38 protein-coding genes and 1 pseudogene are annotated in these 23,482 nt (G+C 44.4%); 6 read left to right on the top strand and 33 right to left on the bottom strand.

What is annotated here, in order from left to right:
* Window positions 1–167: 167 nt before the first annotated feature.
* The 29 genes and pseudogenes from rpsI to rplC all read right to left on the bottom strand — a co-directional run bounded on the left by rpsI (window position 168) and on the right by rplC (window position 16,735).
* The gene (gene rpsI, locus D1367_RS17900) at window positions 168–584 is read right to left on the bottom strand and encodes a 30S ribosomal protein S9 (protein WP_104906415.1); all 417 of its coding nucleotides are present in this window, start codon (window positions 582–584) and stop codon (window positions 168–170) included.
* Window positions 584–1,045 (bottom strand): 50S ribosomal protein L13, encoded by a 462-nt coding sequence (rplM, locus tag D1367_RS17895; protein ID WP_114081992.1) that lies wholly within the window; start codon window positions 1,043–1,045, stop codon window positions 584–586. Before rplM ends, rpsI begins: the two co-directional genes overlap by 1 nt.
* A gap of 116 nt (window positions 1,046–1,161) precedes the next feature.
* A pseudogene (truA, locus tag D1367_RS17890) lies at window positions 1,162–2,011 on the bottom strand (tRNA pseudouridine(38-40) synthase TruA).
* A 110-nt stretch (window positions 2,012–2,121) separates the two neighbouring features.
* Entirely contained in the window at window positions 2,122–2,472 is a 351-nt protein-coding gene (rplQ, locus tag D1367_RS17885) for a 50S ribosomal protein L17 (RefSeq protein ID WP_118167591.1), read from the bottom strand.
* 31 nt (window positions 2,473–2,503) lie between these two features.
* On the bottom strand, window positions 2,504–3,451 hold the full coding sequence (locus tag D1367_RS17880) for a DNA-directed RNA polymerase subunit alpha (protein WP_118167590.1): 948 nt from the start codon (window positions 3,449–3,451) through the stop codon (window positions 2,504–2,506).
* 311 nt (window positions 3,452–3,762) lie between these two features.
* Entirely contained in the window at window positions 3,763–4,158 is a 396-nt protein-coding gene (rpsK, locus tag D1367_RS17875) for a 30S ribosomal protein S11 (RefSeq protein ID WP_069070761.1), read from the bottom strand.
* Window positions 4,159–4,212: 54 nt separating this feature from the next.
* Window positions 4,213–4,593, bottom strand: coding sequence for a 30S ribosomal protein S13 (gene rpsM, locus D1367_RS17870; protein WP_099101135.1), 381 nt, complete (start codon window positions 4,591–4,593; stop codon window positions 4,213–4,215).
* 115 nt (window positions 4,594–4,708) lie between these two features.
* Window positions 4,709–4,822, bottom strand: coding sequence for a 50S ribosomal protein L36 (rpmJ, locus tag D1367_RS17865; RefSeq protein ID WP_015129703.1), 114 nt, complete (start codon window positions 4,820–4,822; stop codon window positions 4,709–4,711).
* A 118-nt stretch (window positions 4,823–4,940) separates the two neighbouring features.
* Window positions 4,941–5,165, bottom strand: a complete 225-nt coding sequence (gene infA / locus D1367_RS17860; protein WP_006276978.1) for a translation initiation factor IF-1 — start codon at window positions 5,163–5,165, stop codon at window positions 4,941–4,943.
* Between the two features lie 199 nt (window positions 5,166–5,364).
* Window positions 5,365–5,919: an adenylate kinase gene (locus D1367_RS17855; protein WP_118167589.1), complete on the bottom strand. Its 555-nt coding sequence runs from the start codon at window positions 5,917–5,919 to the stop codon at window positions 5,365–5,367.
* A 2-nt stretch (window positions 5,920–5,921) separates the two neighbouring features.
* On the bottom strand, window positions 5,922–7,232 hold the full coding sequence (secY, locus tag D1367_RS17850) for a preprotein translocase subunit SecY (protein ID WP_118167588.1): 1,311 nt from the start codon (window positions 7,230–7,232) through the stop codon (window positions 5,922–5,924).
* Window positions 7,233–7,306: 74 nt separating this feature from the next.
* Window positions 7,307–7,750, bottom strand: coding sequence for a 50S ribosomal protein L15 (gene rplO, locus D1367_RS17845; protein WP_104906408.1), 444 nt, complete (start codon window positions 7,748–7,750; stop codon window positions 7,307–7,309).
* A gap of 125 nt (window positions 7,751–7,875) precedes the next feature.
* On the bottom strand, window positions 7,876–8,403 hold the full coding sequence (rpsE, locus tag D1367_RS17840; RefSeq protein WP_100901249.1) for a 30S ribosomal protein S5: 528 nt from the start codon (window positions 8,401–8,403) through the stop codon (window positions 7,876–7,878).
* Between the two features lie 94 nt (window positions 8,404–8,497).
* Entirely contained in the window at window positions 8,498–8,860 is a 363-nt protein-coding gene (rplR, locus tag D1367_RS17835; protein WP_118167587.1) for a 50S ribosomal protein L18, read from the bottom strand.
* 2 nt (window positions 8,861–8,862) lie between these two features.
* Entirely contained in the window at window positions 8,863–9,411 is a 549-nt protein-coding gene (gene rplF, locus D1367_RS17830; RefSeq protein WP_118167586.1) for a 50S ribosomal protein L6, read from the bottom strand.
* Between the two features lie 100 nt (window positions 9,412–9,511).
* Window positions 9,512–9,913, bottom strand: coding sequence for a 30S ribosomal protein S8 (gene rpsH, locus D1367_RS17825; RefSeq protein ID WP_012410712.1), 402 nt, complete (start codon window positions 9,911–9,913; stop codon window positions 9,512–9,514).
* Between the two features lie 20 nt (window positions 9,914–9,933).
* Window positions 9,934–10,482 carry a 50S ribosomal protein L5 gene (gene rplE / locus D1367_RS17820; RefSeq protein WP_118167585.1) on the bottom strand — a complete coding sequence of 183 codons (549 nt, stop codon included), beginning with the start codon at window positions 10,480–10,482 and terminating at the stop codon, window positions 9,934–9,936.
* Between the two features lie 119 nt (window positions 10,483–10,601).
* The gene (rplX, locus tag D1367_RS17815; protein ID WP_118167584.1) at window positions 10,602–10,955 is read right to left on the bottom strand and encodes a 50S ribosomal protein L24; all 354 of its coding nucleotides are present in this window, start codon (window positions 10,953–10,955) and stop codon (window positions 10,602–10,604) included.
* Window positions 10,955–11,323, bottom strand: a complete 369-nt coding sequence (gene rplN / locus D1367_RS17810) for a 50S ribosomal protein L14 (RefSeq protein ID WP_012410715.1) — start codon at window positions 11,321–11,323, stop codon at window positions 10,955–10,957. Before rplN ends, rplX begins: the two co-directional genes overlap by 1 nt.
* Before the next feature lie 46 nt (window positions 11,324–11,369).
* Window positions 11,370–11,618, bottom strand: coding sequence for a 30S ribosomal protein S17 (rpsQ, locus tag D1367_RS17805; RefSeq protein WP_100901244.1), 249 nt, complete (start codon window positions 11,616–11,618; stop codon window positions 11,370–11,372).
* A gap of 6 nt (window positions 11,619–11,624) precedes the next feature.
* A complete protein-coding gene (gene rpmC, locus D1367_RS17800; protein WP_118167583.1) occupies window positions 11,625–11,852 on the bottom strand; it encodes a 50S ribosomal protein L29 in 228 nt (75 codons plus the stop codon).
* A 3-nt stretch (window positions 11,853–11,855) separates the two neighbouring features.
* Window positions 11,856–12,281, bottom strand: a complete 426-nt coding sequence (rplP, locus tag D1367_RS17795) for a 50S ribosomal protein L16 (RefSeq protein WP_069070775.1) — start codon at window positions 12,279–12,281, stop codon at window positions 11,856–11,858.
* A gap of 87 nt (window positions 12,282–12,368) precedes the next feature.
* A complete protein-coding gene (gene rpsC, locus D1367_RS17790) occupies window positions 12,369–13,151 on the bottom strand; it encodes a 30S ribosomal protein S3 (protein ID WP_118167582.1) in 783 nt (260 codons plus the stop codon).
* 53 nt (window positions 13,152–13,204) lie between these two features.
* Complete coding sequence (rplV, locus tag D1367_RS17785; protein ID WP_012410720.1) at window positions 13,205–13,561, bottom strand: 50S ribosomal protein L22; 357 nt, start codon at window positions 13,559–13,561, stop codon at window positions 13,205–13,207.
* Between the two features lie 80 nt (window positions 13,562–13,641).
* Window positions 13,642–13,920: a 30S ribosomal protein S19 gene (gene rpsS / locus D1367_RS17780; RefSeq protein WP_118167581.1), complete on the bottom strand. Its 279-nt coding sequence runs from the start codon at window positions 13,918–13,920 to the stop codon at window positions 13,642–13,644.
* 127 nt (window positions 13,921–14,047) lie between these two features.
* On the bottom strand, window positions 14,048–14,911 hold the full coding sequence (gene rplB, locus D1367_RS17775) for a 50S ribosomal protein L2 (RefSeq protein WP_012410722.1): 864 nt from the start codon (window positions 14,909–14,911) through the stop codon (window positions 14,048–14,050).
* Between the two features lie 139 nt (window positions 14,912–15,050).
* Window positions 15,051–15,365, bottom strand: coding sequence for a 50S ribosomal protein L23 (locus D1367_RS17770; RefSeq protein ID WP_012410723.1), 315 nt, complete (start codon window positions 15,363–15,365; stop codon window positions 15,051–15,053).
* Window positions 15,358–15,996 (bottom strand): 50S ribosomal protein L4, encoded by a 639-nt coding sequence (gene rplD, locus D1367_RS17765; RefSeq protein ID WP_118171568.1) that lies wholly within the window; start codon window positions 15,994–15,996, stop codon window positions 15,358–15,360. The genes D1367_RS17770 and rplD overlap by 8 nt, the downstream gene beginning before the upstream one ends.
* A 106-nt stretch (window positions 15,997–16,102) precedes the next feature.
* The gene (gene rplC / locus D1367_RS17760; RefSeq protein WP_094342450.1) at window positions 16,103–16,735 is read right to left on the bottom strand and encodes a 50S ribosomal protein L3; all 633 of its coding nucleotides are present in this window, start codon (window positions 16,733–16,735) and stop codon (window positions 16,103–16,105) included.
* A gap of 280 nt (window positions 16,736–17,015) precedes the next feature.
* On the opposite strand from rplC, the gene D1367_RS30960 reads away from it, so the two are divergent.
* The 3 genes from D1367_RS30960 (at window position 17,016) to D1367_RS17750 (ending at window position 19,509) form a co-directional block, all read left to right on the top strand.
* A complete protein-coding gene (locus D1367_RS30960) occupies window positions 17,016–17,171 on the top strand; it encodes a hypothetical protein (protein WP_181984872.1) in 156 nt (51 codons plus the stop codon).
* A 579-nt stretch (window positions 17,172–17,750) separates the two neighbouring features.
* Window positions 17,751–18,227 carry an NAD(P)H-quinone oxidoreductase subunit N gene (gene ndhN / locus D1367_RS17755; protein WP_118167580.1) on the top strand — a complete coding sequence of 159 codons (477 nt, stop codon included), beginning with the start codon at window positions 17,751–17,753 and terminating at the stop codon, window positions 18,225–18,227.
* A 742-nt stretch (window positions 18,228–18,969) separates the two neighbouring features.
* Window positions 18,970–19,509: a DUF3172 domain-containing protein gene (locus tag D1367_RS17750; protein WP_118167579.1), complete on the top strand. Its 540-nt coding sequence runs from the start codon at window positions 18,970–18,972 to the stop codon at window positions 19,507–19,509.
* 97 nt (window positions 19,510–19,606) lie between these two features.
* On the opposite strand, the gene D1367_RS17745 is transcribed toward D1367_RS17750, so the two are convergent.
* A complete protein-coding gene (locus D1367_RS17745) occupies window positions 19,607–20,437 on the bottom strand; it encodes an AMIN domain-containing protein (RefSeq protein WP_118167578.1) in 831 nt (276 codons plus the stop codon).
* A 55-nt stretch (window positions 20,438–20,492) separates the two neighbouring features.
* Between D1367_RS17745 and D1367_RS30955 the strand changes: the two genes are divergently transcribed.
* Entirely contained in the window at window positions 20,493–20,702 is a 210-nt protein-coding gene (locus D1367_RS30955) for a hypothetical protein (RefSeq protein ID WP_181984871.1), read from the top strand.
* A gap of 49 nt (window positions 20,703–20,751) precedes the next feature.
* On the opposite strand, the gene D1367_RS17740 is transcribed toward D1367_RS30955, so the two are convergent.
* Complete coding sequence (locus D1367_RS17740) at window positions 20,752–21,141, bottom strand: hypothetical protein (RefSeq protein WP_228674825.1); 390 nt, start codon at window positions 21,139–21,141, stop codon at window positions 20,752–20,754.
* A 59-nt stretch (window positions 21,142–21,200) separates the two neighbouring features.
* Here D1367_RS17740 and D1367_RS30155 point away from each other — a divergent pair, with 59 nt between their 5' ends.
* Window positions 21,201–21,398: a hypothetical protein gene (locus D1367_RS30155; protein ID WP_147337382.1), complete on the top strand. Its 198-nt coding sequence runs from the start codon at window positions 21,201–21,203 to the stop codon at window positions 21,396–21,398.
* Between the two features lie 196 nt (window positions 21,399–21,594).
* Here the strand turns inward: D1367_RS30155 and D1367_RS17735 are convergent, their stop codons facing one another.
* Both D1367_RS17735 and D1367_RS17730 read right to left on the bottom strand, forming a co-directional pair.
* Window positions 21,595–22,029, bottom strand: coding sequence for a hypothetical protein (locus tag D1367_RS17735; protein WP_118167577.1), 435 nt, complete (start codon window positions 22,027–22,029; stop codon window positions 21,595–21,597).
* A 207-nt stretch (window positions 22,030–22,236) separates the two neighbouring features.
* Window positions 22,237–22,962 carry a GDSL-type esterase/lipase family protein gene (locus D1367_RS17730; RefSeq protein WP_181984870.1) on the bottom strand — a complete coding sequence of 242 codons (726 nt, stop codon included), beginning with the start codon at window positions 22,960–22,962 and terminating at the stop codon, window positions 22,237–22,239.
* Between the two features lie 163 nt (window positions 22,963–23,125).
* On the opposite strand from D1367_RS17730, the gene D1367_RS17725 reads away from it, so the two are divergent.
* On the top strand, window positions 23,126–23,365 hold the full coding sequence (locus tag D1367_RS17725) for a hypothetical protein (RefSeq protein WP_118167576.1): 240 nt from the start codon (window positions 23,126–23,128) through the stop codon (window positions 23,363–23,365).
* The last annotated feature ends 117 nt before the right edge of the window (window positions 23,366–23,482 follow it).

The following is a 23,482-nucleotide window of genomic DNA, read 5'->3' as shown; positions in this document are numbered from 1 at the left end:
TCCTTGTGTGATGAATCTATATAAATTATAACTTTCAGCGTTCAATTGCAGCTAGGGAGTGGGGAGTGGGGAGTGGGGAATGGGGAGTGGGGAGTTAGGAGTTAGGAGTACTTTTTACCCATGCCCCATGCCCCATGCCTAATGCCCAATGCCCCATGCCCAATTCCCTAACGCTTAGAGTACTGAGGCGCTTTCCGAGCTTTATGTAAACCATATTTCTTCCGCTCTTTTGCTCTGGGATCGCGAGTCAAATAACCTTCGGTTTTCAAAGGTGGGCGGTTGTCTGGGTCTAGTTGGCACAAAGCACGAGCAACTCCCAAGCGAACAGAATCAGCCTGTCCGGTCAAGCCGCCGCCTTCTGCTTTTACCAAAATGTCATATTCGTTTTCTAATCCCAGAGTTTCCAGGGGTGCTTTAATCACTCCCAGGTAGTTGGGGTTGAATTGGAAATACAAGGTTCCATCTTTACCGTTCACAATCAATTGACCGGTGCCTGGAACCAAGCGTACCCGTGCTACCGCATTCTTACGGCGGCCAGTACCCCAGTATACGGCGCGACCGCTATTAGCATCTGCTACTACCATTAATTTTCTTCTCCAGGAATTGTATTAACTTTTAGTTCTTTAGGTTTTTGAGCATCGTGGGGATGCGTAGGCCCAGCGTAGACTTTCAGCTTGGTGAACAACTGCTTACCCAGGCTATTTTTAGGTAGCATACCTTTAACAGCTTGTTCTAAAATTCGCTCTGGTATGCGGTCTTGCAGTTTAGCGAAAGTTTCGGTTTTCATCCCACCGGGACGACCAGAATGGCGGCGGTAAAGCTTTTGAGTGCGCTTTTTGCCTGTGACTGCTACTTTCTCGGCATTGATGACAATTACGAAATCACCTGTATCTAAATGAGGTGTATATTCGGGTTTCTTTTTGCCTCTCAATACCTGGGCGATTTCACTAGCAAGGCGACCGAGGCGTTTATCGGTGGCATCTACTATGTACCACTCGCGCTCAAGGGTTGCTTGAGAAGGAAGGTATGTTTTAACTGTTGTCATTTGTCATTTGTCCTTTGTCATTTTTAATTTGTCATTAGTCATTTGTCATTTGTCCTTTGTCAGTTGTCCTTTGTTATTCACTAATGACCATTGTACAGACGCGATTAATCGCGTCTCTACTGACCAATGACTAATGACTCTTGACTAGTGACGAACTTTGGCAAGGTGTCGTACCAAATCTCTTTTGGAAAGGGAAAATCGGGATAGCCGACTCGCAACAAGCACAAGCCTTGAGGCGGTGCGGCATATTTCACTTCTTCCCGGCGTTCTTCTTTCCAGAGTTCGGTGAAGCTAGAAAGTGTTCGTTGTCCAGAACCTACTTCTACCAGCATCCCTACCAACAGCCGTACCATGCCATACAAAAATCCATCTGCCTGTATTTCAATATGGATAAATGGCCCACTGCGACGACACTCTACTTGCTTGCACCTCAACCCAGGAATGCGATCGCTTTGAGCCTGCACGGTGAAAAGCAGCTAAGTGATGCTTTCCCAAGAGAGGTTTCAAGGCAGCTTGAATTAAAGATTCATCCAGGGGTGCATAATAATAATGCCAACTGAAGGGTCTTACAAACAAGTTAAGCCGATCTTCAGTATATATTGTGTAGCGATACCGTCGATAGGCTGCACTAAAGCGAGCGTGCCAACGGTTATCGACACTAGCTGAAGCCCTGATTAATATATCTGGCGGCAGGTAGCTGTTGAGGATTGTTGCCCACTTGTGAGGCGGAATAAAACCTGTTGCTTCAAAATGGGCTACTTGAGCAGCAGCATGAACTCCTGAATCGGTTCGCCCAGCACCATGTAGTGTTACATGATGCCCAAGAATAGTAGCGATCGCAATTTCAATCTCTTCTTGGACTGTCCGTTGTTTTTTTTGCCGTTGCCAGCCATGAAAATGAGTGCCCAGGTATTGAATTACCAAGGCTACTCGATAAGTTTGTGTAGGCTGGTGGCTTTCTAACATACAGATTTTGTCCTTTGTCATTTGTCTTTTGTCATTTGTCCTTTGTTATTCACTAATGACCTTTGTACAGACGCGATTAATCGCGTCTCTACTGACTAATGACTAATGACTTAAACCAATTCAATTATTGCCATTTTTGCATTATCACCCCGACGCGGTACGGTATGCAGGATGCGGGTATAACCGCCCTGGCGATCGCCGTATCGAGTTGGAGCTTGCTCAAATAGAGCGTGAACCAGTTGTTTGTCGAAGATATAGCCAAGAGCTTCCCGACGTGCTGACAAGGAGCCATTTTTGGCTAGGGTAATCATTTTTTCCACTTCACTTCGGAGAACTTTCGCTCTAATTAAAGTGGTGGTGATCTTACCATGACGGATCAGCTCGGTGGCGAGCGATCGCAGTAAAGCACGGCGTTGATCGGCTGGTTTACTGAGTTTTTTGACGCGACAACGGTGACGCATAATTATGCACTATGAATTATGAAGGTTTTTCTTAAGGGTGTTTAGAGCCTCTTTCCATTGGCAGGGTGATGCCCAAGCGTCGCTGCAAAGCTTCCACGACTTCTTCTGCTGATTTCTGCCCAAAGTTCTTAATTTCTAAGAGGTCTTCTTGGGTATAATCCAACAAATCTGCCACAGAGTTAACTTGTGCCCGTTTGAGACAGTTATATGCCCGCACAGAAAGTTGCAACTCTTCGATGGGTATCTGGGCAGTTGGATCGTCTGGAATATCGGAACCTGTATCTGTTGGTTCTAGGGAGATGTCTTTCAACGGGTTGAATAAATCTACCAAGATCGCAGCAGCAGAAGATAGTGCTTCTTGAGGGGAAATACTGCCATTTGTCCAAACTTCCAACAGTAGTCGGTCTTTTGGAATCAAGCCTTCCCCACGAGATTCTTCAACACTGTAGTTGACTTTTCGCACTGGCATAAATATCGAGTCGATTTGGAGGAAATCCAACGATGTGGCTTCCTCACGTCCTCGCTCTACAGTGCGATAGCCTTTGCCTTTCTCGATCCGAAATTCCATTTCCAGCTTTCCACCCTCAGCGATGGTGGCTACATACTGAGTCGGATCAATGACTTCTACTTCACTGGGCAAATCAAAATGCGCCGCAGTGATTGTTGTTGGGCCGGTAACGAGTAATCTCCCAATCTGAGGCTGCGAAGAATAGTTTTTGAGGATAACTTCCTTCATTTTCATGAGGATTTCCAGAACATCTTCCCGCACGCCCGGAACTGTGGCGAATTCATGTGAAACGCCTGCAATCCGCACTGCTGTAACTGCTGTACCTTCTAGATTAGACAGCAAAACCCGCCGCAGTGCGTTGCCAACAGTTGTCCCTTGACCGCGTTCTAGAGGTTCCAATACAAATTTACTGTAATGGTTCCGACTTTCTTCGGTATTCGACTCTACACATTCAATTTGAAACTGCGCCACGGATGAGCCTCCCTTTTTCTAAGGTGCTGCTAGCAGACAAATCAATTGCCTCCAGAATTGAATTTATGTCCTGTAGATTATTAGGTCTATCAAACTATTAGTATAAAATTACGGTATAGTTTGACACTCCCATTCAGCTTGCAGGCGCTAATAATATTTTGGGTAGCCCGAAGCTTAACAGCTTTCCCGGCGGGAAAATCTGACACGCTTCTGGTTGCCCAAGCTTTCACTTAATGACAGTTTTAACGTTAGACGTTCAAGCGGTCATTGCTGGCTGTAACCTTTCGTCCTCACTGCCCAAGTTTTGGTATTTAAACTCGACGGCGCTTGGGTGGACGACAACCATTGTGAGGAATGGGGGTAATATCCCGAATCAGTGTAATTTCCAGTCCTGCTCCTTGAAGCGCCCGGATAGCGGTTTCTCTACCTGCTCCTGGCCCACTGACCATTACCTCAATTTGGCGCATTCCTTGATCGATAGCTCGACGGGCTGCACTTTCAGCTGCGGTTTGTGCTGCAAAGGGAGTTCCCTTTTTTGCTCCCTTAAAACCGCTAGAACCAGCGCTAGCCCAGGAGATGACATCTCCATTTTGATCGGTAATGGTGACAATGCTATTGTTGAAAGTAGACTGGATGTAAGCCATTCCACTGGGTACATTCCGTTTCTGCTTCTTGCTCCCGGTTTTTTTAGTTGGTTGTCTCGCCATACTTGTTTAGTTGATTTAAGGTAAAACTTGCTCGGATTAGCAAGCGTTGCAAAATTATTTCCCTGGAGCCTTCTTCTTCCCGGCCACTGTTTGCCTTCTGCCTCGACGGGTTCTGGCATTGGTGCGAGTTCTTTGTCCTCTGACTGGTAAGCCCATGCGATGACGACGACCTCTGTAGGTACCAATGTCAACTAAGCGCTTGATGTTCAAAGACTCCAAGCGCCGCAAGTCGCCTTCAACTTGATAGTTGGTTTCTATTTCCCCTCGTAGGGCTGTTACATCGGCATCACTTAAGTCCTTAACGCGAGTATCTGGGTTCACACCAGTTGTCGCTATAATTTCTTGAGCGCGTGATAACCCAATTCCGTAGATGTAAGTCAGACCGATCTCGACGCGCTTATCGCGTGGAAGGTCTACTCCGGCAATCCGTGCCACAATGAACTCTCCCTATTGTTTTCGCAATTATTGTTGGTTGGAAAAACGTGATTAATCCCGTCTTTTCGTTTTAATGATGATATGCGTCCTGCAACTGGCTCTGTTGGTAAGAGCGTTATCCTTGACGTTGCTTGTGCTTGGGGTTCACGCAGATCACCATGACGCGACCACGACGTTTGATCACGTTACACTTTTCACAGATTTTCTTGACTGAGGCTCTAACTTTCATGCCTTTTATTTTTTGACTCCAAATATAAAATTATAGCATTTATAGGGAAATTAATCCACTTAAATGACTAATAATATAGTCAAAAAAATGGTTTTATGGTAAAATTCTCTACATATACTTACTTCTTGCGTAGTCGATAGGTGATTCTGCCTTTGGTCAAGTCGTAGGGAGTTAACTCCACCTTGACGCGATCGCCGGGCAAAATCTTGATATAATTTCGGCGAATCTTGCCGGAAATGTGTGCTAGCACGTTAAAGCCATTGTCCAAGTCAACGCGAAACATCGCATTGGGCAAGGACTCTGTAACCGTGCCTTCCATTTCAATCAAATCTTGCTTAGACAATTTGTTTTTTCCTCAACTCAACAATTTAGTGTTCAGTTGCAGCGCTTCATCTGCAAATAAACACATTTTAAGAAATATATCAACAGTTTATTAATATATCTTAGCTAAAATTGATCTTTTTTTTGTTAGGGGGAGTGGGGAGTGGTGAGTGGGGAATAGTGAGTGATAAGTGGTGAATTCCCTACTCCCTACTCCCCTTTCAGGAAGCGATTACCTTTTGTAGTTCAGTAGTGACATCTTCTTGGGACTGGTTGCCATTGACTGTTAGGAGTTTTTTGCGATCGCCGTAATAATCAATTAAAGGTGCAGTTTCAGCGCGGTACACTTCTAAACGACGACGAATCACCTCTTCGGTATCATCTTTTCGTCCTCTAGCTAGCAAACGTGCGATTACAACTTCATCTGGTGCATCTAAATTGACTACCCTTTCGCCACTCTGATGTATTTCTTCCAGTAACTTCTCCAGAAAACCTGCTTGAGTCACTTTCCGGGGAAAACCATCAAGAATCCAACCATTTTTTGCATCTGGTTGACTGAGGCGCTCCTGTACCAAGTCTTCCACTAGCTGGTCGGGTACTAACTCGCCGCTATCAACATAACTTTGAGCTTTGATTCCTAAAGGAGTCTGCTCTTTCATGGCTTGTCTTAATATTTCACCAGTAGAAATATGGGGAATATTCAAGTGTTCAGCCAGGGTTTGAGCTTGCGTTCCTTTACCCGCTCCAGGTGGCCCCAAGAAGATTAATCGCGTCACTATTATTTCACCATTCCTTCATAGCGCTGAGAGATCACATAAGTTTGAACTTGTTTGGCTGTCTCAATTGCCACACCAACTAAAATTAACAAAGAGGTGGCACCTATTCCTTGGAAAGTTTTCACATTCAGAGCGCTTTCCACTGCGGTGGGAATAATAGCAACGAAGCCTAAAAAGATCGCACCCAAAAAAGTGAGTCGGTTGGACACGCGTTCTATATACTCGCTAGTTGCCTTACCGGGACGAATTCCGGGAATACTAGAACCCATTTTCTTCAAGTTCTGCGCCACATCTACTGGGTTGAGAATCAACGAAGAATAAAAGTAGCTGAAGAAAATGATGGAAACCATGTACACCAAGGCATAGACCCAGGAGCTAGAACCACTTGGACTCAAATAAGTGTTAACTATATTCGCCAAATCGGCATTTTTAGTAAAATTGGCGATCAGCAGTGGCAAACTGAGGATGGCAGCAGCAAAAATAATTGGCATGACGCCGCCTTGATTCAGCCGCAGGGGCAGATAACTACGCTGCTCTGCCAAAACTCGCCTACCTACTTGGCGACGAGCCGAAATAATTGGGATGCGGCGCATTCCTTCCTGCACAATCACAATACCAACAATTGTTGCTAGGAAGACTAAGAGCAGCACTATCACCCGACCCACTGTTTCCCGACCGCCAACTTGTACCAAGTCAATGGTATCGCCTAAAGCTTTTGGTAATGATGCGACAATATTGACAAAAATCAACAATGATGCTCCGTTACCAATACCACGTTCTGTAATTAGTTCTGATGCCCACATTACAAACATAGAACCAGCAGTCAGAGCGATCGCAGTTTCAGCTACGAAAATTGGCCCTGGCTTTAAAGCAAATTGCTGGATGAATAATGCCGAAAAAGCTGTACTTTGAAGAATTGCCCAACCTACAGTTACATAGCGGGTAATTTGCGATATTTTTCGCCGACCTGCTTCGCCTTCATTTTTCTGTAAATTTTCTAAAAATGGAATTGCTGCGGTAAGCAATTGGATGATAATAGACGCATTAATGAAGGGCAAAATCCCTAAAGCAAAGACTCCCAAAGTCGAAAGTCCTCGCCCGGAAAATATATCCAATAAGCCAAATATGGAATTATTGCCCGATATGGCTTCGGCAAATCTCGGTCTATCAATCCCTGGTACGGGTAAGAAGATACCCAGGCGAACCAAAATTAAAATACCGACGGTGACAAGCAGCCTACCTCTAAGCCCGGCTGCCTGTGCCATCTGCATAAAAGTTTCTTGAGCCGTTGGGGCTTTATCTCGACTGATCATAGAGTGCTACCTTTATAGTGAACCAGGCGCTGACAGCGAGTTGGCTTCCATTTAAGTGCGCTGTTCCGGCTCACTCATAAGACTTCACAACTACCACCAGCTGCCTCAATTTTGCTACGAGCTGAACCTGTGAAAGCTGCCGCTTGTACCTTGAGCGGAATGCTCAATTCTCCGTTACCTAAAATTTTCAATGGCCCCTTGACAGCAGTCAGGATACCTGCGGCTTTCAATGAGGTCAAAGTTACTTCCGTATTCGCGGGAAGGGAGGCTAGCTTCTCTACATTAATCGTAGTGTAAATCTTCTGATTAACAATCGGAAAGCCCTTGAGCTTAGGTAAGCGGCGGTACAATGGCTGTTGACCACCTTCAAAACCTGGTCGGGTACCACTACCAGAGCGAGACTTTTGACCCCGCATACCTAAACCTGCACTGGCACCTTGACCGGCAGAAATACCTCTAGCTACACGCTTCTTGCGTTTCTTTGAGCCTTTTTGCGGCTTAACATCATGGAGTCTCATAATTTATCAAGTTCTGATTTGTCGTTTGTCATTCGTCGTTTGTCATTTGTCATTTGTCCTTTGTTATTCACTAATGACTAATGTACAGACGCGATTAATCGCGTCTCTACTGACCAATGACTAAATTAGATGTAGAGACTTTCAATAGGAATACCGCGATCTTCGGCGACTTCAGCAAGGGTACGCAGTGTAGATAAGGCATTAACTGCGGCTCTAGCATTATTGAGCGGATTATTAGAGCCAAGTTGCTTGGCTAAGACGTTCCGAACTCCTGCCAATTCCAGCACAGTCCGTACAGCACCACCAGCAATTACCCCAGTACCAGGTGAGGCTGGGCGCATCATCACCTTGGCACCGCCACCGACACCATTGATAGGATGGGGGATGGAGTTAGATTTGGTGATTGGGATATCAATCAGGTGTTTTTTGCCGTCGGCTACGCCTTTTTTGACAGCACCAATTACATCTGAGGCTTTGCCTACTCCGACACCAACTTGACCGCGTTCGTTACCAACGACAACGATCGCTCGGAAGCTGAGTTTTTTACCACCTTTGACCACTTTACTTACGCGTCGGATTTGGATAACCCGTTCTTGCCAAGTGGTTTCTTCTTTTTTGGCACGCTTTGTTCTACTTTTACGCTCTGTTGCCATAATTTAGTGCTCTGGTGAACGTCATTTGTCAGTTGTCATTTGTCATTTGTCCTTTGTCATTTGTCCAATAACTAATGACTAATGACCAATGACTTTAGAAATCTAAACCAGCTTCGCGGGCTGCATCAGCTAATGCTTTGACACGACCATGATATAAGTTACCACCGCGATCAAAGACTACTTTGGTGATGCCTTTTTCTAGCGATCGCACTGCGATCAACTTCCCAACTTGCACCGATGCGTCGCGGTTTGCACATGACGCTAAACTAGATTTCAGTTCTGGTTCTACAGTCGATGCTGCCACGATGGTTTGATGCTGAGTATCATCAATTATCTGGGCATAAATATGCTCATTAGAACGAAATACCGCTAAACGCGGACGTTCTGGGGAGCCAACAACTTTGCCACGAACACGTCGATGACGACGGTTTTTTGATTCTCTACGAGTAAGTTTCATTTCTATTTCTTACCACCCTTACCAGTCTTACCAGCTTTCCGTCTGACCACTTCACCGGCATAGCGAATGCCTTTACCTTTGTAAGGTTCTGGTGGACGAACGGCGCGAATTTTGGCGGCTGTGTTACCGACGATTTCTTTGTCATAGCCACTGACAATAACGTTAGTGGTACCTTCTACAGCAAACTGAATTCCTTCTGGTGGTTCAATTTGCACCGGATGGCTGTAACCCATATTCAAAAGTAGGTTACGCCCTTGAAGTTGTGCCCGGTAACCAACACCTTGAATTTCCAAACGGCGCTGAAAACCAAGGGATACTCCCTCGACCATGTTGGCAACTAAAGTGCGGCTTAAGCCGTGTAGCTGCTTTGAGGTACGAGTTTCATCCCGACGATTTACCTGTAATATGTCTCCCTCTTGAGAGAGTGAGACATTAGCTGTGAGAGTGCGAGAAAGTTCTCCTTTCGGGCCTTTCACCACAATATTCGTACCATCGATCGCCACTTGAACTTTGGCGGGAATAGTAATTGGACGTTTACCAATACGAGACATTACTTTTGTCCTTTATCCTGTTATGAGTTACGAGTTATGAGTTATGAGTTTTTTTAACTAACTTTTCACTCCTCACTCTTAACTCCTCACTTAATAGTGACTACCAAACGTAACAAAGCACTTCGCCACCCAAGTTCTGACGCCGCGCTTCGCGGTCAGTCATAATCCCACTGGATGTAGAAATAATGGCAATGCCAATACCGCCTAGTACCCTTGGTAATTCTTTTCTATTGGAGTAAACACGCAAGCCTGGCTTACTCACTCGCTTTAAGGCGGTGATTAGAGGCTGACGATTTTTACCTTTGTACTTCAGGGAAATCACTAGGTTGTGTTTTACCCCTTCTTCTGCTTCTTCGATTTCAGCAATAAAGCCTTCCTCCCGTAGCACTTTGGCAATGCTTCGGGTCATTTTTGTCGCTGGCACTTGTGTAGTCTGATGCCGCGCCAGGTTGGCATTGCGGATGCGCGTCAGCATATCTGCAATTGTGTCGTTAGCCGCCATCGTTCCCTCTATAGATGAACTTATTGATCGCGAAAGGGCATTCCTAATTCTTTAAGTAAGGCGCGTCCCTCTTCGTCGTTTTTTGCTGTGGTGATGATGGAAATATCCATCCCACGCACTTGATCGATGCTGTCGTATTCGACTTCTGGAAAAATTAGCTGTTCTCTGACACCCAGAGTGTAGTTACCACGTCCGTCAAAGCTTTTAGGGCTAACGCCACGAAAATCTCGAATTCTGGGCAGTGATAGGCTAACCAATCGGTCGAAAAAGGCATACATCCGTTCGGCTCTGAGGGTAACCATGATCCCCACAGGCATCCCTTGACGAATTTTAAAGCCAGCGATCGCCTTTTTCGCCCGCGTCACCACTGGTTTTTGACCTGTTACCAGGGCAATTTCATTGATGGATGCTTCCAGCGACTTCGCATTTTGAGCTGCTTCACCCAAACCTCGGTTAATAGTAACCTTTACCAACTTCGGTACTTGATGAACGTTGGTATATTGAAACTGATTGATCAGTTTGGGGACGATTGTCTCTTGATATAAGCTTTTGAGTCTTGTTGTCGCCATAGTTTTTTGTCCTGATATCCCTGGGCTTGGTCAGGGAACTTTTATTGTCCTTTGTTATTTGTCCTTTGTCTTTTGTTATTTGTCTTTATAACTAATGACTAATGACCAATGACTAATGACTATTTATCCAGAATCTCGCCAGTTTTCTTGAGTTTTCTGACTTTTTTACCTTCTGAGGTAAAGGTATAACAAACACGACTAGCAACGTTTTGCTTGGTGGAATAAAGCATCACGTTGGAGCTATGAATTGGGAATTCTTGGGTAATAATTCGCCCTGATTCCCCTTCCTGCTGAGGTTTTACGTGCTTGGTTTTAATGTTGACACCTTTGACGATGACTTTACTCAGTTGGGGAAGTGCCTGGATAATTTCACCAACTTTTCCTTTGTCTTTGCCAGCAATCACTTGTACAGTGTCGCCAGTTTTAACATGCATTTTGTGGAATACTTTGGGCGTACCCTGTTTGGTTGCCATTAAAGCACCTCCGGAGCCAGAGAAACGATTTTGGTAAAGTTTTTATCGCGCAGTTCCCGGGCTACTGGGCCAAAAACCCTTGTACCTCTGGGATTACCGTCTTTGTTGATGATTACAGCAGCGTTATCATCAAAGCGAATACTCATGCCACTGTCACGAGATACAGCTTTACGAGTGCGGACAATTACTGCCTCCACAACATCAGACTTTTTTACAGCCATGTTGGGTGTAGCATCTTTGACAACGGCGATAATTTTATCACCGATAAAACCATAACGGCGGTTGCCTCCGCCTAAAACGCGGATGCACATTAGTTTGCGGGCACCGCTATTATCTGCGACATTCAGGTAAGTCTGGGGTTGAATCACAATTATTCTCCCTTGTAATGTTGTTAGAAACTAACAACGATGAGGTTTAAGTAGGCTTGACGTTCAGGACTTCTGTGATTTTCCAGCGCTTGGTTTTGCTCAGGGGTCTAGTTTCCTGAATGCGAACGCGATCGCCTACTTTACACTTATTTTCTTCGTCGTGAACTTTATATCGTTGGGTGTTAACCACAATCTTGCCGTACTTGGGGTGAGGAGCGCGGTTTTCTATGGCAACTACCACAGTTTTTTGCATTTTATCGCTCACTACCAAGCCAACTCGTTCTTTAACTGCCATAATCTCCTACTTTTTTTCTTTAGCCGATTGACTTGCTGCCCGTTTGCGTTCTGTTTCTAGCGTTAGTAACTGGGCTAGGCGGTGGCGCAATTGTCGGAACTGATGAGGCTTTTCTAATTGTCTTGTAGCTTTTTGCAAGCGCAACTGAAATAGTTGTCTTTTGATCGCGACAATTTCTTCAGAAAGCTTCTCGTCACTTAATTCTCTTGCTTCTGAAATCTTGGGAAGAGGCATAAGTTACTCCTGCTCCTGTGGTTGAGAGCGCACAATAAACTTAGTTTTTATAGGCAGTTTAAATGAAGCCAAACGCATAGCTTCACGGGCGATTTCTTCCGAAACCCCACCGATTTCAAACAAAATTCGTCCTGGCTTGACTACAGCTACCCAAAACTCTGGATTACCTTTACCGGAACCCATCCGGGTTTCAGCAGGACGCATGGTTACAGGTTTATCAGGGAAAATCCGAATCCAGATTTGTCCACCCCGACGAATATAACGAGTCATTGCCCGCCGGGAAGCCTCGATTTGCCGTGAGGTAATCCAAGCAGGTTCTTGCGCTTGGAGTGCGAAATCACCGAAGTTGAGGGTGCTACCACGGCTGGCTAGTCCCTCCATCCGTCCGCGCTGTTGTTTGCGGAATTTAGTTCTTCTAGGGCTTAACATGGTTTGTTACTTGTCATTTGTCATTTGTCCTTTGTCATTTGTCATCTGCCATTTCCTAATGACTAATGACTAATGACTAATGACGATTTATCCTTCATTTGATCGGTCTTCAAATTGCTGGCGACGACGTTGTTGTTGACGACGACGGGGTTCACGATCGCGATCGCGGGGGTCACGTTCGCGATCGCGGCTTACTGGTGGTAGTGGATCTGGTTCCTGTCCAGGAATAATTTCTCCCTTAAACACCCAAACCTTGATACCCAAAATGCCGTAAACAGTTTTTGCCGTGCAATAAGAGTAGTCAATATCAGCCCGTAAGGTATGTAAAGGTACTCTACCTTCACGAGTCCACTCTGTCCGGGCAATTTCTGCACCGTTTAGCCGTCCGCTGACTTGAATTTTAATACCTTGAACACCAGCGCGTTGGGCACGCTGAATTGATTGCCGCACTACTCGACGAAAGGAAACCCGGCGTTCCAATTGTTGAGCAATGTATTCCGCAATTAGGTAGGCATCAGCATCAACTCGTTGAACTTCAACTACGTTGATCCGAATTTGGCGATTACCACCTAACACTCCTTGGAGTCCGGTACGTAAGGATTCAATACCTTGTCCACCACGACCCACTACTACGCCTGGCCTAGCTGTACGTACTTCTAAGTCAATTTGGTCGGCTTTGCGCTCAATCCGCACTTCGGAAATTCCGGCGTTGTTTTGAGCCTGTCTACCCAGCTTTTGTTCTATGTATTGACGGAGTTTGTAGTCTTCTTGTAAAAGTTCTGGATAGCGGTCAGGAACAGCAAACCAACGGGATTGATGTTCATGTGTAATACCCAGGCGAAAACCAACTGGATGAATCTTCTGTCCCACGAATGCTTCCTCTAAGATTTCTTACTTTACGTAATTTATTCGTGTAAGCGTGCTTATTTTTCTGGTGCGGCTCCAACGGCCACAGTAATATGACACGTCGGCTTGCGAATTTGGTAAGCTCGACCTTGCGCTCTTGGTTGGAACCGCTTCAACGGTGGCCCTTGATCGGCATAAGCCTGAGTAATCACTAGTTGAGTCCGATCTAACCCAGCGTTGTGTTCAGCATTAGCAGCAGCGCTTCTGAGAACCTTCAATATGGGTTCAGTGGCGCGATAGGGCATGAATTCCAAGATGATTAGCGCTTCTCGGTACGAGCGCCCCCGGATTTGATCGAGTACCCGACGCACTTTGTAAGCCGAGATGCGGATAAAACGAGCGATCGCTTTTACTTCAGTAGTATTAGTAGCCATAATTTTCTCCAATTTTGTCATTTGTCATTTGTCATTTGTCACTTGTCTTTAGCTAATGACTAATGACTAATAACTAATGACTACCTACCCGCTTTTTTGTCGCTTTTTCCATGACCCCTGTAGGTGCGTGTTGGGGCAAATTCACCCAATTTGTGTCCTACCATCTGTTCATTTACAAAAACTGGAACGTGTTGGCGTCCGTTGTGAACAGCTATGGTATGACCTACCATTAGAGGCAAAATTGTTGAAGCTCTTGACCAAGTTTTAATAACTTCTTTTCTGTTATTCTCGTTGAGCTTTTCAATTTTCTTTAAGAGATGATCCGCAACGAAAGGACCTTTTTTTAGAGAACGACCCATAGTTCAATTTTGGATTTTGGATTTAGGAATTAGGAGTGAGAAGTGAGGAGTGAGGAGTGAGGAATTAGGAGTTAGATTTTACTCTCAACTTATAATTCTTAACTCATAACTCTTAACTCCTAACTCTTTAAGACTCACGGCCACCGCGACCGCGTTTAGAAGACTTACGGCGACGACGCACAATGAATTTGCTGCTAAGTTTCTTGCGATTGCGTGTCTTCGCGCCCAATGTGGGTTTACCCCAAGGTGTAACAGGTCCTGATCTACCGATAGGAGCCCTACCCTCACCACCACCATGTGGGTGATCCACTGGGTTCATGACGCTACCTCTAACCTTCGGACGGCGACCTTTCCAGCGATTGCGTCCTGCTTTACCTGCACTCAGGTTTCTCGCATCGGTGTTGCCCACTTGCCCAATGGTGGCGTAGCAATCACGCCGAATTAAGCGGACTTCTCCCGAAGGCAACTTGAGAGTTACATAATCACCTTCTTTTGCCACCACTTGAGCGCTAGCACCAGCAGCACGCACGATTTGACCACCTTTGCCAGGAGTCATTTCTACGTTGTGAACACTAGTACCCAAGGGAATCCTCGATAGAGGTAAAGCATTACCATCTTCAAAGGGAGATTCGGGGCCAGAAATAATTATTGTTCCAACTTTTAATCCGTTGGGATGAAGGATGTACCGTTTTTCGCCATCTTGGTAATACAAAAGGGCAATTCGGGCATTGCGGTTAGGATCGTATTCAATTGCTGCAACTTTGGCAGGAATATTATGTTTATCCCTTTTAAAATCGATGATCCGGTAAAGTTGTTTGTGTCCGCCACCCCGACGACGACTGGTAATCCGCCCTGTATTATTCCGACCTTTGGCACGATGCTTTGAGGTCGTTAGGGATTTTTCTGGCTCAGTTTTTGTGATTTCCGCAAAGTCAGAAACTGTAACTTGGCGAGTGCTGGGGGTATAAGGGCGATAAGAACGAGTACCCATAATCTATTTTGGATTTTGGATTTTGATTTACTTAATTTCGGATTTTGAATTTTGGATTTAATGAGTGTTTAACTAATTGCGACCATCTTTGGTATTTATTCAGTAAACTTCTCAATCTAAAATCTAAAATCTAAAATTCCTAGACTTCTGGGAATAGAACTTGTCTAATCTTGTCTTCATCCCCAGGTGCGACTGTAACAATGGCTCGCTTATATTGGGGCTTGTAACCGATAAATTTACCAACGCGCCGCTTTTTACGTGGTGGTAAGTTAGTGTTGACTTTTACAACCTTGACCTGAAATAAGTCTTCGATCGCAGCCTTGATTTCTGGCTTGGATGCCTTTGGAATTACTTCAAAGGTGTACTTATTTTGCTCCATCAAGATAGTCGCCTTCTCGGTGACTATTGGGCGACGTACTAAGTCGGCAAGATCGCGGGGGTCAAAGCTAGGCACTGTAGACCTCCTGAATTTTTTCTAGGGCTGATGCCGTAACTACAATTTTGTCAGCGTGCAGTAAATCAAAAACATTTAACTGGTCGGCTGCAATTAGTTTTAAATTTTCAATGTTGCGGGCTGACAAATAAACATTATCTGTATCCGCAATTGCAGACAAAATTAACAGTGCCTTGCTTTCTGGTACTACTCCCCAACGGGCAAGGGCTGCTACTAATTCTTTAGTTTTGGGGCGAGATAGCTCGGTGCTAAATTCTTCTACTACGATTAAGTCTTCAATACGACCGACAAATGCTGTCCGCAGTGCTAAACGTCGCTCTTTGCGGTTCAACTTCAGGTCGAAATCTCTAGGCTTTGGCCCAAAGATCACACCACCACCACGCCACAATGGTGAACGAATAGACCCTGCACGAGCGCGACCAGTACCTTTTTGCCGCCAAGGTTTACGGCCACCACCTCTGACTTCAGCACGAGTTTTTGTACTGGCATTTCCTTGACGAGCATTAGTCAATTGCCGTACCAAGGCACGATGCACGATATGAGACGCTGTTTCTTCTTTGGCAACGCGCAACTCGAAGGTCGTCTCACCGACCTGTTCTCCTTGCCAATTTTTAACTACGCTTTCAACCATTTTTGTTATTTGTCCTTTGTCATTTGTCATTTGTCATTTGTCTTTTGCCATTTGTCCTTAGCCAATGACTAACGACTAATGACTCTTGACTAATAATGACTTTTGACTATCCCACTACTTTTGCAGGTACAACACTTACTAGAGCGCCTGGTTTACCAGGAATGGCTCCCTTGATTAGCAATAAATTGCGTTCTGCATCAACTCGCACTATGGTCAGCTTACGGATTGTGATGCGTTTACCACCTAAACGCCCTGCCATCCGTTTACCTGGATAGACACGACCTGGTGTTGTACCAGCACCAATAGAACCTGGCGCTCTGTGGTTTTTGGAACCGTGTGACATGGGCCCACGACCAAAGTTGTTGCGCTTCTGGTTTCCTGCAAAACCGCGACCGATGCTTGTGCCGACTACATCGACAATTTGACCCGCACTAAAAATATCTGCTTTAATCTGTTGACCTAAAGCATAATCACTAGAACTATCAGTGTGATATTCATTTAGGTGACGCAATGCTGGGGCAGATGATTTAGCCAAATGACCCAGTAGTGGTCTGTTTAGTGCCTTTGGTTTAACTTCGCCAAAACCAACTTGAATGGCAAAGTAACCGTCGGTTTGTTTCGTTTTCACTTGTGTAACAGTGCATGGCCCTGCTTGAATGACAGTCACAGGAATGGCTACTCCTGCTTCGTCAAATATTTGGGTCATGCCCAGCTTGGTGCCGAGAATACCTACAGACACAGTAACTGGTTCTCCTTTCTACTTGCTGACCTTGGAATTGGACTCTAGAGGACACGCTTTGTACGCATCAGTTTAGGCTGAGTTAGCCTGCGAAATTTGGAATGGTTTCTGTAAACCAGTCCAAATACTTTGGGACACAACAAACCGTGTCCGTACTGCTTGGTGAATCTGTTTAGCTTCACTCAATAGATCACCAGAACAGCTACAATTCTCTTCCGTTTGGGAAGGAGTAACTTCTGGAATCAATGCAAGGCGCTACAGCTTTAAGCTGTGTGCAGCAATGCTTTCGTCCAAGCAATTGCTCTGGCACTTTCTCGAAGCAGCGCTGTCGGCGGGTTTTCCGATTTGTGTACGTGCTAATGACGGTTTCCCGGAGATTGGCTACTGCCCTGTTGCAGTTGGACTTAAGCGGTGTTTACCGCCCAGTATCCATTAACTGAGACTGACGTAATGCCATGAAACCAACATTGCTGCTCAGTTTTACTTCCTTAAATACCTTAAACCATTGTTTAAGATTTCGCCTGCTTTTTCAGAGGCACGGGAGCAAATTCACTCTGAAGCTTAGGATTGGCTTTGATTGTTCATCCATAAGTTCCAATGTTGACCTGAAAGCTTTCTTAGTTTACCAGTCTATGATCAATCTGAGTTAGATTATCCAATTTGGATTGAGTTATCAGCTTTTGATGCTAACACTATCTCAAAATGACAGTAAGAAGGGAGTGTAATTTGCGTCTTTGGTCACAATCTAATAATATAAATTATTTATTTATGTTTGTCTAGTAATTTATAGAGTTATTTTTGGGGAGTGGGGAATGAGGGAGCAGGGGAGGCAAAGGGACAAGGGGACAAGAGGTGAGAACTTGAAACAAATCTTTCCCCTTGTCCCCAATTCTCCTCGTCCCCAAGTCCTCTTACCCATGCGCCATGCCCAATGCCCAATTCCCAAAAAAATGCTTTTAATCTATCGGTTCTGGGTAAATAATAGAGATATCTAAGTGGGATAAGACGAAAATCTATGGCACTAATTACCACTGGCAATGGTTTAATCCGCGATTTGGAAAAATTTGGCGCTCTTGGGGTGTATGTACCTCTGGAAGGGGGTTATGAAGGTCGATATCAGCGCCGACTACGCGCAGCTGGCTATACTACCCTCCACATTACCGCCAAGGGACTAGGTGATATAGCTGCGTATCTCACAAGAATTCATGGAGTCAGACCTCCTCATCTTGGTAAAAAAAGCACTGGTAGTGGTGCAGCAGTAGGTCATGTATACTATTTGCCACCAATTATCAGTTCTCATCTAGAACAGCTACCACCAAAGTCTAAGGGGCTGGTGTTGTGGATTATTGAAGGGCATATTCTTTCTAATGAGGAACTTGAGTATTTAACGAATTTGCCTCAGCTTGAACCACGAGTAAGAGTAGTCATTGAGAGAGGTGGCGATCGCGCCTTCCGTTGGACTTCTCTAGAAAAAACTCTGTTAGCTAGTTAGTCTTTTGTCATTAGTCATTAGTCATTAGTCATTTGCTCATGACTAATGACTCAATCCAATCAGCATACACCCCTCCGATTTTTATTCCTGGAGGGGATTTTATTGCTTTAACAAGTGGTAGGGGTTTAAGTCAAGAGCTTCTATCAAGCAGCGCGTGAAAGTGTCGGGGTCTAAATCCCCGTCACAAAACGTAATTGTGAATTGCGAATTGCAAATTGCAAATTGTTTTAATGACACCTTGCGATCGCCTAATCTATAACTAGCAACTTGGGTTCATACGAAAAATTCGTCTAGAAAATTTATAAGCACAGGTTTCCTTTGCTCAGACCTTTCGCAAAATTACAAACAAAAAGCTAGATAATTCAAGCACTATCACTGCATCGGTTGTGTAAATTGAATCAAGACTATCTGAATAGATATCAAAAATATGCTAGAATACCTAAATAAAATATAGAACTTAAAGACAGTTACTCTGTGATTTCGATGTGAAGCAGCACAAAGGTAATAACAATTCCTTAACCGACAAATAAATAAAAATATTCACCAATTCTTCAAGATGGAAAAAATAACCGACAAGGTTGAGATTCTGTCCAGTTATCTAGATAAGTTCTTATTTTTATCATTTAAGAAGAATACTGGACAAAAAGTCGCAGACAATTACAGTTAAGAATAGGCATACTGAAAGAGGGAGAAAAGTTTAAACCACTCCCTTCCAAATCGGCGTGAAGGTGATTAAGCAACAATGAGACGTAAACCCACTGGTAAATCGGCTACTACCTCTAAACCCTCTATTTTCCAATCCCCAATGTTTAACCTCTTCACCATCGCAATTATGGGAGGAGTGTTGATTTTGGGAATTGGTATTGGCATTGCTTTTAGTTCTACAGCCACGTTGGCGCCATCAAATGTGGCTTCTCGTGAATTCATTGATTTGAAAGCACCTAACCCTGAAATTTGCGTGCAGTACGGAGCCAGCGCGATGGTGATGGACGCTAGACTGTTCGTCACTCTCAACCCCTTCAATGTCTATGTTGCCCAGCCGAGTATGCGTCCTGGATGTGTGATCCGACAAAATAACTGGGCGCTTTTAGAGCAACGTAAGCTGGTGACATCTGATCAGGTAAGAGATTGTAAAAACCGCCTGAATACCTTTGGCTTTACAGGTAACTTGGACAGTGACAAACCTGATATTAGGTGTATATATCAGAATGAAGCTGCTCAAAACTTCTTTACGGCTCAACCAGGAGCAGTTGGAACACCTCAAGAAACTGACAGATTTTAGAATTGGGAATGGGGCATTGGTTATAACTCTCCTTCCCCTGCTCCCCCTACTCCCTCATCCCCCCACAGACGCGATTAATCGCGTCTCTACCCACTCCCTACCTATTTTTAGGAAGGGGTTGACCAAACTCGATTACCTGGGGATTGGGAACATTGGGAATGTTTGGAACTGGAAATTGTGACATACCGAAAGAAGGAATGCTATTCAAGTTACCGGGTTTATTTGGGAAAGACGGAGGGGGAAGAATTAAAGCAGGTTGTTGAGAGGATGTATTAGGAGTTAGGGGAGGTACAGTGACAAAAGGCTGCCCTGAGCTATTAGTAATTGTTGAGGGCAGGTTATTTGATATAGGCGGAACTGTGAGTAAGGGTGCTTTTAGATTATTAGTGGTTACGGGTAGGTTAGTAGGCGGCTTTTTGGGTGTTTGAGGTTGTTTCTTGGGTGAAGGTGGGGAGTTCGCTGGTTTCACGGCAGTAGTTTTACCAGAAATAACCGAACGTAATACCCAGCGAGTGAAGTTTTTTCGGGAAACGGGTTGCAGTTGTATCTGTTTGGGATTTAAAACAGTCCCTGGTGCTAAATCTAGGACAATGCGTGTATCATTTGCATTCAGTTGAGAAACGCGAATGCTTTTGATTGATCCAGAATAATTTTGTTGTGTGGTAACTTTGCCCAACTTAGTATTCGGTATATCTACAACCAGACGAGAGGGTTGTGCCAGGTAGAAATAACGGGGGGTTGTGCCTGCTGAGAGGGTGATTTCGAGTTGCTGTGTTTTTGGGGAAAAACGCCAATTTTCTAGCTTTGCCACTGGTGTAGCAGCAGTAGTGCAAGTTTCGAGGGCGATCGCTGCATAAAAACTTAATATACTGATGCTAAATAGCTGCTTGCGCCATTGGCAAAATTGCCTAGTCTTTACCTGATTCATTCTTTTTATCTGCTCCATAAAACACATACAATGCGCTCACAATCCCAAAGACGCGATGAATCCTGTAGAGGCGATGAATCCTGTAGACGCGATGAATACTGTAGACGCGATGAATCCTGTAGACGCGATGAATACTGTAGACGCGATGAATCGCGTCTCTACAAAGGCGATGAATCGCGTTTTTATCCACTTCCCAATTCAATTAGCTTTTTCGGACACAGCAGTAAATTTCAGAGTTTGTGGAACGCCCTTTACGGTTAATTGACCTGTCATATTAGCTTTATCCACAAGTTGCATTTGAATTGTAACTGCGGTTAGAGGATCATTTTGGGGGTGAGGAATATTACAAATTGGGGGTGAGGAATATTACAAAGGATTGATTTACCAACTTTTCCAGATAAATTTAATTGTTGATTTCGGAAGATGCCTGCCAGAGAGTGCTTTTCGTCAGTGTCGGCGTTAGGGTTTGCCCGTAATACAGAGGCATTTAAGTAAATACCCGATTGCTGAATGTTTAACTTTAGAGTATCCGATTTTTCCCAATTAGGCAAATTCTCTGACAAGGTTAGACGATACCGACCGTTAATTGCAGGAGGAGCCTTGAGATTGTTTTCCCCGTAAACGGTTACAGTTTTAAACAACACTAGCACTGAACTTATTGCTACTCCGTAAAAAATTAAAGATTTGAGGTTGAAATGATTCATGAATTTCAACTCCTCAATGTTGGCTCTTGACTACTAACTTCAGGAAGTATAGAGGCAAGGTGAGCGGTGACTTGGCTGTAACGGCGGGTAATCAGCAAGGAAGAACGACTGGAAACAAGGAAACTGCTACATCGGGAGCAACTAAACCAAATAAAGATGGGCCGAGCATAATTCCGGCGACAATCTCACCAATTACTAGCGGTTGCTTATCCCTCTTCTGTCACTCTCCGGGAGAGCGATCGCTAGAAGCCTCATGAGGCAATCAATACAAGCTATACTATAAAATTAACTATCTGGTTTCTTTAAGAGAATTCTTTAAAAGACTGGAAAATATCAAGCTTGTTAGATACAGCCAAGGTTAATTTGTGCTTTGTTGTAATGTCAATTATTGTTATACTTAAATATGCTTTAGCGCCTCTTCATACAGAATCGGTATAACAAGCGGACACGATATCACAACCACTCACCACCCCGGAAACGCCAACGGGGAAAGATAATTCGCATCAGGCTTTGTGAACTAATAAAAACCGCTAGCCACACGACGGTATAGTGCAATAAAAAAACTGCTAACGGTAGTTCTTCTTTAGGTAAAGGTATTGGTAAAAAGCCAAATAGTTTTACTCCGCAGAACACAAAGACTAATTCCCATATACCAGCTAAGAGTTGATAGGCTGCGGGCCAATCCCGATCCCATCGGAATTTTTGGAGATAGTTATAAAGCATATCCCAACCTAAGCCAAAGAACGCGACATAACCAAGTATCCAAAAATAAACCGAGTTAGGACTAGAACCAATCCAACCCATTGCAAAAGGCAAAGATACAAGTACGCCCACCGTTGCAAGTAATAATAATCGAGTTTGCCAACGACCAAATAATGTTGGTGTCATAGAAGTTAGGAGTTAGGAGAGACGCGATTAATCGCGTCTGTACAGGAGTATTGAGTAGAGACGCGATTAATCGCGTCTGTTAAGAGTGCTGAATAAAAAATAGGGAAAAGATGGATTTAAAAATTCAGCACTATTGTAGTGCTTTTTGCAAGGATGGGAGATACGAGAATATTAGATTAGCTCCAAAGCACCAACACATATATATTATTACGATCGCTCAAGCTGGTAATCAAATTTAGAATGGTAAGTTGCTATAGCATCCCAATTGATCACATCTTCTAGCAAAGCTTGATAACCTAGTGTATTGGGATGTAGACCATCTTCACTCAAGCGTTTAAGCCGCCAATTTTCACCACGTTCCATCCATTGCTCAAAAATATCTAAATAGGGAATCTGCCGTTTAGTACAAGCAATGCGAGTTGCTTCTTTGTAGCGATACTGATCGGTATGATTATAGTAAAAACAATCTAAAAATGGCATCTTGGCTTCATCCACTGGCACCATGCCCACAAATAACACAGGACATAGTTGCTGTGCTAAATCTAAAAGAGTTGCAATTTCCTTTTCAAACAATGCAAAATCTGTGTAACTTCGGCCATCGGGACGCGCCAACCGCGCTGAGTCATTTACGCCTACTGATAAAATAATCAAGTCAGGAACACGGTTTCGTAGTTCACCCCGGTGGCGGAATTCAACTTCTAGCCTTTGGGCTACTTGTTGCGTGCGATCGCCTCTTACGCCTAAATTATAAAGAACATGACCCGCACTATCCGGCAACATCCACCATCGCCGTAGTTGCTCAATCCAGCCTCCTTTTTCCGGGTCGCCGAATCCATAAATTAAGCTGTCCCCCAGTGCGACAATCTTCATGGGCTGAAAGTGATTTGGTGGTACAGACAGCTGCATTGAGGAAGAAGCTACAAATGTGTGCATTTAACAACTATATTTTATATCTTTACAAGATTCTATACATTTCTATACCATAGATGGCTATCTTTAGTGTCCAAGCATATATGGGGTTTCTACTTGTTGATATGGTTGCAAAGTTAATATTGCCGCAGTTGAGCCTCAGAAGGTCAATGTCGAGCCTCTGAGGGTGAAAGTTGAGCCTCAGAAGGTCAATGTCGAGCCTCAGAAGGTCAACGTTGAGCCTCAGAAGGTGAAAGTCGAGCCTCTGAGGGTGAAAGTTGAGCCTCAGAAGGTCAAAGTTGAGCCTCAGAAGGTCAACGTTGAGCCTCAGAAGGTGAAAGTTGAGCCTCTGAGGGTGAAAGTTGAGCCTCAGAAGGTGAAAGTTGAGCCTCGGAAGGTCAAAGTCGAGCTTTGGAACTCGAAATAGCTAGGCAATATCTACGAAGGGCTACGTCTACGCGCTTTGGCAATGAGTTTGAGAATCGAACCGCAGAGGCGCAGTATTTCGACTTCGCTCAATAACCGGGCGCGGAGGAAGAGTTTG

This window comes from Nostoc sphaeroides, from assembly GCF_003443655.1.
Classification (GTDB): Bacteria; Cyanobacteriota; Cyanobacteriia; order Cyanobacteriales; family Nostocaceae; genus Nostoc; species Nostoc sphaeroides.
The sequence above is the reverse complement of the archived record's forward strand: the minus strand, read 5'-3'. Positions and strand labels throughout refer to the sequence as shown.

What these genes read in the sequence shown, in the direction of transcription:
- rplP (WP_069070775.1), bottom strand. Translation starts at nt 12,281, where the DNA reads ATGTTAAGCCCTAGAAGAACTAAATTCCGCAAACAACAGCGCGGACGG.
- D1367_RS17730 (WP_181984870.1), bottom strand. Translation starts at nt 22,962, where the DNA reads ATGCACACATTTGTAGCTTCTTCCTCAATGCAGCTGTCTGTACCACCA.
- rpmC (WP_118167583.1), bottom strand. Translation starts at nt 11,852, where the DNA reads ATGCCTCTTCCCAAGATTTCAGAAGCAAGAGAATTAAGTGACGAGAAG.
- D1367_RS30960 (WP_181984872.1), top strand. Translation starts at nt 17,016, where the DNA reads ATGCTTTCGTCCAAGCAATTGCTCTGGCACTTTCTCGAAGCAGCGCTG.
- secY (WP_118167588.1), bottom strand. Translation starts at nt 7,232, where the DNA reads ATGATCAGTCGAGATAAAGCCCCAACGGCTCAAGAAACTTTTATGCAG.
- rpsH (WP_012410712.1), bottom strand. Translation starts at nt 9,913, where the DNA reads ATGGCGGCTAACGACACAATTGCAGATATGCTGACGCGCATCCGCAAT.
- rplO (WP_104906408.1), bottom strand. Translation starts at nt 7,750, where the DNA reads ATGAGACTCCATGATGTTAAGCCGCAAAAAGGCTCAAAGAAACGCAAG.
- ndhN (WP_118167580.1), top strand. Translation starts at nt 17,751, where the DNA reads ATGGCACTAATTACCACTGGCAATGGTTTAATCCGCGATTTGGAAAAA.
- rplB (WP_012410722.1), bottom strand. Translation starts at nt 14,911, where the DNA reads ATGGGTACTCGTTCTTATCGCCCTTATACCCCCAGCACTCGCCAAGTT.
- rplX (WP_118167584.1), bottom strand. Translation starts at nt 10,955, where the DNA reads ATGGCAACCAAACAGGGTACGCCCAAAGTATTCCACAAAATGCATGTT.
- rplR (WP_118167587.1), bottom strand. Translation starts at nt 8,860, where the DNA reads ATGAAACTTACTCGTAGAGAATCAAAAAACCGTCGTCATCGACGTGTT.
- D1367_RS17745 (WP_118167578.1), bottom strand. Translation starts at nt 20,437, where the DNA reads ATGAATCAGGTAAAGACTAGGCAATTTTGCCAATGGCGCAAGCAGCTA.
- rplV (WP_012410720.1), bottom strand. Translation starts at nt 13,561, where the DNA reads ATGGCTACTAATACTACTGAAGTAAAAGCGATCGCTCGTTTTATCCGC.
- rplQ (WP_118167591.1), bottom strand. Translation starts at nt 2,472, where the DNA reads ATGCGTCACCGTTGTCGCGTCAAAAAACTCAGTAAACCAGCCGATCAA.
- rplF (WP_118167586.1), bottom strand. Translation starts at nt 9,411, where the DNA reads ATGTCTCGTATTGGTAAACGTCCAATTACTATTCCCGCCAAAGTTCAA.
- rpmJ (WP_015129703.1), bottom strand. Translation starts at nt 4,822, where the DNA reads ATGAAAGTTAGAGCCTCAGTCAAGAAAATCTGTGAAAAGTGTAACGTG.
- rplE (WP_118167585.1), bottom strand. Translation starts at nt 10,482, where the DNA reads ATGGCGACAACAAGACTCAAAAGCTTATATCAAGAGACAATCGTCCCC.
- D1367_RS17735 (WP_118167577.1), bottom strand. Translation starts at nt 22,029, where the DNA reads ATGACACCAACATTATTTGGTCGTTGGCAAACTCGATTATTATTACTT.
- D1367_RS17750 (WP_118167579.1), top strand. Translation starts at nt 18,970, where the DNA reads ATGAGACGTAAACCCACTGGTAAATCGGCTACTACCTCTAAACCCTCT.
- D1367_RS17740 (WP_228674825.1), bottom strand. Translation starts at nt 21,141, where the DNA reads ATGAATCATTTCAACCTCAAATCTTTAATTTTTTACGGAGTAGCAATA.
- rpsK (WP_069070761.1), bottom strand. Translation starts at nt 4,158, where the DNA reads ATGGCGAGACAACCAACTAAAAAAACCGGGAGCAAGAAGCAGAAACGG.
- rpsI (WP_104906415.1), bottom strand. Translation starts at nt 584, where the DNA reads ATGGTAGTAGCAGATGCTAATAGCGGTCGCGCCGTATACTGGGGTACT.
- rpsQ (WP_100901244.1), bottom strand. Translation starts at nt 11,618, where the DNA reads ATGGCAGTTAAAGAACGAGTTGGCTTGGTAGTGAGCGATAAAATGCAA.
- rpsS (WP_118167581.1), bottom strand. Translation starts at nt 13,920, where the DNA reads ATGGGTCGTTCTCTAAAAAAAGGTCCTTTCGTTGCGGATCATCTCTTA.
- rplM (WP_114081992.1), bottom strand. Translation starts at nt 1,045, where the DNA reads ATGACAACAGTTAAAACATACCTTCCTTCTCAAGCAACCCTTGAGCGC.
- rplD (WP_118171568.1), bottom strand. Translation starts at nt 15,996, where the DNA reads ATGGTTGAAAGCGTAGTTAAAAATTGGCAAGGAGAACAGGTCGGTGAG.
- rpsE (WP_100901249.1), bottom strand. Translation starts at nt 8,403, where the DNA reads ATGGCAACAGAGCGTAAAAGTAGAACAAAGCGTGCCAAAAAAGAAGAA.
- D1367_RS30955 (WP_181984871.1), top strand. Translation starts at nt 20,493, where the DNA reads ATGAATCCTGTAGAGGCGATGAATCCTGTAGACGCGATGAATACTGTA.